At 58.4% G+C, this 4,860-nt stretch carries 4 protein-coding genes; 1 reads left to right on the top strand and 3 read right to left on the bottom strand.

What is annotated here, in order from left to right; translation table 11 throughout:
* Nucleotides 1–1,704 (top strand): phosphate ABC transporter permease (locus G6028_RS09570; protein ID WP_182658732.1); only part of this gene is annotated, 1,704 nt, incomplete at its 5' end.
* A 57-nt stretch (nt 1,705–1,761) separates the two neighbouring features.
* Here the strand turns inward: G6028_RS09570 and G6028_RS09565 are convergent.
* From G6028_RS09565 to G6028_RS09555, 3 genes are all read right to left on the bottom strand, one after another.
* Nucleotides 1,762–2,496, bottom strand: a complete 735-nt coding sequence (locus G6028_RS09565) for a pentapeptide repeat-containing protein (RefSeq protein ID WP_182658731.1) — start codon at nt 2,494–2,496, stop codon at nt 1,762–1,764.
* A 109-nt stretch (nt 2,497–2,605) separates the two neighbouring features.
* Entirely contained in the window at nt 2,606–3,166 is a 561-nt protein-coding gene (locus G6028_RS17910; RefSeq protein WP_182658730.1) for a recombinase family protein, read from the bottom strand.
* Nucleotides 3,167–3,396: 230 nt separating this feature from the next.
* Nucleotides 3,397–4,449: a hypothetical protein gene (locus tag G6028_RS09555; RefSeq protein WP_182658729.1), complete on the bottom strand. Its 1,053-nt coding sequence runs from the start codon at nt 4,447–4,449 to the stop codon at nt 3,397–3,399.
* Nucleotides 4,450–4,860: the final 411 nt, after the last annotated feature.

Raw genomic sequence — 4,860 nt, 5'->3', positions numbered from 1 at the left:
CGATCCGCAGATCCCCGTGAATCACCGGGGCTAGTAGTCCAGGTCGAGCAAGGTTTGTCTCCAGCGAAAGAGGAGGCTCGAATAGCAGAGATTCTCGCAGTAATGGAATCGACCTGGCCTGCATTGTCGGGCTACGCCCTTGCTCACGCGTTTGGCGACCACGGCCAGTACAAAGTTGGCGACAAGAGCGTCCGATACCTACCGCCCGAAGCTATCTCCGGTGACGACCAGGCACGGGTAGTGCTGTTCAAGTCCGCACTGACTACCGGATGGGACTGCCCGCGGGCCGAGGTGATGATCTCCTTTCAGAACAAGGACAGCTACACCGAAATCGCCCAGCTCATTGGGCGGTTAGTCCGAACGCCTCTGGCCAAGCGCGTCGATAGTGGGGAGGACCGACTCAACGAGGTTGCTGCGTACCTGCCCGGATTCCGCACGGAGCATGTCGCGCGCGTCGTCAACGCCCTCACTGAGGAGGAGACCGTAAAGGTTGACATAGTGGTCGCTCCCGTCGTGTGCACAAGGTCGGCAGATGTGCCCGCCGAGTTGTTCGATCTGCTCGACAATGTTCCGTCCTACACTCGACAGAGCGCATCGTTCAGCTCGCGCACCGCCCAGCTGATGCGCTTGGCCGCGACGCTCACCGAACACGGTCTCATCAATCAGGGTTCGGTCAAGGCAAAGCAGTGGATCGTCGACCAGATGCGTGCTGCCGACGGACAGCGCAGCAGCGAAATCGACGCCAAGGTTGAAGACATCCTGTCGCTGAACATCAGCACCACGATGGTCGCCTATGGCGAAGCAATCATGCAGAGCGTCGGCAAGTCCGCCACCCCGACTAACGAGCGCGACCTAGAAGGTTACTTTCTGAAAGCGAAACGTCTTCTTCCGGACGGCTCAGCTAACTGGTATTACAACGATCTCTGCGATCGGGGCGAGGACGACCTCGACGCCTCTGCCCGATTGGCCGCAATGGCGGACCTGGGGTTCAAGACGGTGGTCGAGGAGCAGGCAGCAGCCCTCATTGACAGCTGGCGCCACCAGCATTCCGCCAAGGTGTCGGCGAAACCGCGCCATATCCGAAACCAGATAGAACCGCTGTGGCACCTAGGTGACGCGCCGATGCTGCCGACTACGGTCACGGCCCGTGATGCTTACCCGGCGGCGACCGAGAGGGTGCGTGGCACGACGGTGGAGCCAATTGGCACCTACCCATCGCATCTCTATGTCATACCGTCGGGTAAGCCCGACGCTGGCAAGTTCCCCGTCGACACCTCTCGATCCTCGTGGGAGAAAGAAGTCCTCGACGCCGAACTCAACTCGAGCACACTCGTTGGTTGGTACCGCAACCCGTCATCTGGACAGCACGCGTTGGCGGTCCCGTACGAGTTCGGCGACAAGCACCAGCTGATGCACCCCGACTTCCTGTTCTGGCACGACGACGGCGACAGCGAGTTCGTAATGGACATCATCGACCCTCACCGCTTCGATCTCGCCGACACCTCAGCCAAATGGTCGGCGTTGGCTCGCTACGCCCAGACCCATAAAGACCTCATTCGCCGTTGCTTGGCCATAGCAAAGATCGGTGAATCGCTGCGGGCTTTGGATCTCACTGCCGAAGGAATAGGCGAACGCATCGCCGAGGCAACGAATCAAGCCCTAATTGAGGCGATCTTCGTTGCTGAGGGGGTTTCGTATCCGTGACAGTCTGACTCCCATATTCTGTTGACGAGCTCCGGAAGCCAGTGCGATATACCCGCCTCACCCAGGTTTGCAGCTCGCGTCAGTGGACGGCGGCGGGGTGAACCCATGAGGCCACTGCGCGTCGGGGAGCTTCCACTCCGGAGGGGTCGGAAGTGGGTTCGGGTGTTCCCAGCACACCCCGGTCAGATCTGCATCACGCAGATCTGTGCCGCTCATGTTGGCCCCTCGGAGGTCAGCGCCTACTAATGACGCACCAATCAGTTCTGCATCTGAGAGATCCGCCTGGTAAAGGTCGGCGTTGCTGAGGTCGGCACGAAAGAAGTTGGCACCGCTCAGATCGGCCTCTCTCAAGACCGCGCCGTGCAGGTCGGCGGAACCCATCCGCGCGCTGGCGAGGGTCGCACCTCTGATGAATGCGCCGCTCAGGTTCACATTATGCATGGACGAGCCTGCGAGATCCGCACCGTTCAGACTGGCACCGGACAAGTCGGCCCCATAGAAATCTGCGTTTCGCAGATCAAGACCGCCCAGGTATTGGTCCCGGAGGTCAAGCCAAGTGAAGGGGCGGGGAAGGAGCGGGTCGGTCGATGATCGCTCGCGGACGAACGTGAGATTGGCGGCGCGGAGTTCTCGGTCGGCTCGGGCGTCGTCGATTCTTTGCTGAGCGACAACAGTCCAGTAAGAAGTGGTGCCACCGACGATGATCCCTACGATGCCTGCGATGAGGATGTCGCGTACCCACCAGGTGGGTCCGGTTTGGGGTGGTGAGCTTGATTCCTTCGGCGGTTTCACGTCGTTGTGATGACCAGCGAGCTGCCGGCGGCGCCGCGGCCTCTGGGGTGGGCGCATGTAGTGAGAAATCGGAGACCACCTTTCGCTATGGCCGGATAAGAAGCACGCACTAAGTGTTGGGCAGATAGCGATACACCGAGGTGCGGTGTATGCCGAAGTACCGGCCGAGTTCGGCGGCGGTGTAGTCGCCGGAGGCGTGCATCCGACGTAGCTTCTCGGCCTCGATGGGGGAGAGCTTGTGCTGTCGGCCCTTGTACTTGCCCTCGGCTTTCGCTCGGGCCACGCCCTCGCGTGTGTGTTCGCGGTTCATGGCGACCTCGAACTCGGCAGTCATCCCAAGCACCTGGAACATCATCGCGCCCATGGGATCAGCGGGATCATATGTCGCGCGTCCGACGGTCAGGGCCGCGCCCTTGGCGCGGATCTCGTCGGCGATGTCGAGCAGATCGCGCAGTGAGCGTCCAAGCCGATCGAGCTTGGTCACTACGAGCTCGTCACCGTCCCGCAGCTCGCCCAGGGCGCGGTCGAGCGCCGGCCGTACGCGCCGGCGACCGCTCACCCCTCGATCCAGATGGATTTTCTCGGGCGAGACTCCGAGAGTGATGAGGGCTTCTCGTTGCGTCTCGACGTTCTGTTCCGCGGTCGACACGCGCCCATATCCGATCTTCACGCCGCAAGTGTCGCATATGACCGTGTTGTGTGCTCATTATTTGCACTACTCGTAAATACGACACCGGCACGTAGCGCCGTTAAGGTTCGAGCTGCGCGATCTTCCAACGCATGAGGGCTCGTTGGGTGTCGCGCTAGGGATTAACTAATGCGACACCGTATTTAGGCAACCTGTCGCGAATCGCGACCCAAGTTGATAATAGAATCGAAGTGCTGTTCCACGGGAGTGGACTAGGTCAGGTATTCAGGTCGGTCGTAACGAGGTAAATCCATTTCCGGAATATTTGGAAGATCAGGGATTAGTCCATGAGCGAAACTCAATACATCGGGCGATGCCGACATGTGATTTGGAATGCTGAAGGAATCCCCTCTGGGGGCTATTTGTCCATCGGCGAGACACCGTAAGCCTGGAGCTCCCTTAAAAAGGGCTTCGAACTCGCGAATCGACGAACAGTACTGATTCAAATCGGGATATGCGTATGGTCGCAGGAACCGATTCAGTCCCGCCAAGCCAAGAAGAGATTGAACGACCATTTCTATTATGAGCGGGTCGTCTTCGAGCTCTCGCAGATCTCGCTTTAAGCTGCTGTTAATTCTCTGGCTGTCCAAGAAGGCAGAGCGCTCGAGACGTACCTCGCAAACGCCGATATTTCCCGATGGGGTTGCGCTAGCGGTGGCAGAAAATCGAATGACCTCCATCGTGTCATGGTGCATGATGTTTCGGAGTCGACTTAGGAAGCGGTAGCCAAAGTTTTCATCGTAGAGGCGACTGTATTCTTTCGTCGCTCGAATATGTTCTTCCGAGTTCTCGCCCCGGGATCGTTGAATTCTTTCAAGGCTCTTGTCTTGCTCAAACTTGATAAGTGAGGAAATCGCAAGAAGTGATCTTATAAACTTAGAGGAGAGCAGTTCGATAGAATCGTCACCAGAACCCGGTATCGAACCGTTGGCTACGCGCTCACCAGCATCTTCCACTTGGTTAACAAAGTCTAAGCATGCAGCCCGAAAGTAAGGAAAGTGGCTTCTTCGGAGCAGTGAGTCGAGTGACCACAAGGAGTTCCTGTACTCCTCGTACTTGTCCTCGGAAAGGGTGGTTATCTCGCTCCAGGTGCCGGAGGTCCCCGGGATTCTGGGATCCCCAAAGAGTATTACCGATCGCGAATCGTAGCTGTTCACTCTTTTTCCTTCGAATGGCCTATGCGTGATTGCAATATTGTAGTTTACTTGTACCGTCGCTTGATTGGGCGAGGCTAACGGATCATCGCCATCTGTCCACTTCTTCATTCAGGGTCGAGGAGAGAATAGGCGCTGGGTACGACATGAACGGTTAGCCGTAGTCTCCATTATCCGGTCGGCGTTTGAACGCACAGTCTGTTCGCTTCGCCTGCATCGACGGCCGGTCGTCGCACCGACTCTCGCTGGTTCATTGGGGTACACCCGTGCGGGACGGAACGCCGCCAACGATCGCTGCTGTGTCACAGGGTCTAGTTCGATACTTATGAAACGCCATCCCGTCGGGTCTAGGGTGTATTGATACACAGACTGGGCGAGAGGGACTTCTGATGGCTGAGCGGATCGGGACGTTGCTGAACCGTTCGGGTGATGGCGGCGAGGAGGTGCTCATCGTCAGCCGCGGGAGCGTGCGGACTCGGTTCCGGCGACGGGACGAGTTGGGTTGGAACTTTCGGGTGGAGT

The organism is Dietzia cercidiphylli (assembly GCF_014145145.1).
In the GTDB taxonomy this organism is placed as follows: Bacteria; Actinomycetota; Actinomycetes; order Mycobacteriales; family Mycobacteriaceae; genus Dietzia; species Dietzia natronolimnaea.
This window is presented reverse-complemented; position numbering and strand designations above follow the sequence as displayed.

What these genes read in the sequence shown, in the direction of transcription:
- G6028_RS09555 (WP_182658729.1), bottom strand. Translation starts at nt 4,449, where the DNA reads ATGAAGAAGTGGACAGATGGCGATGATCCGTTAGCCTCGCCCAATCAA.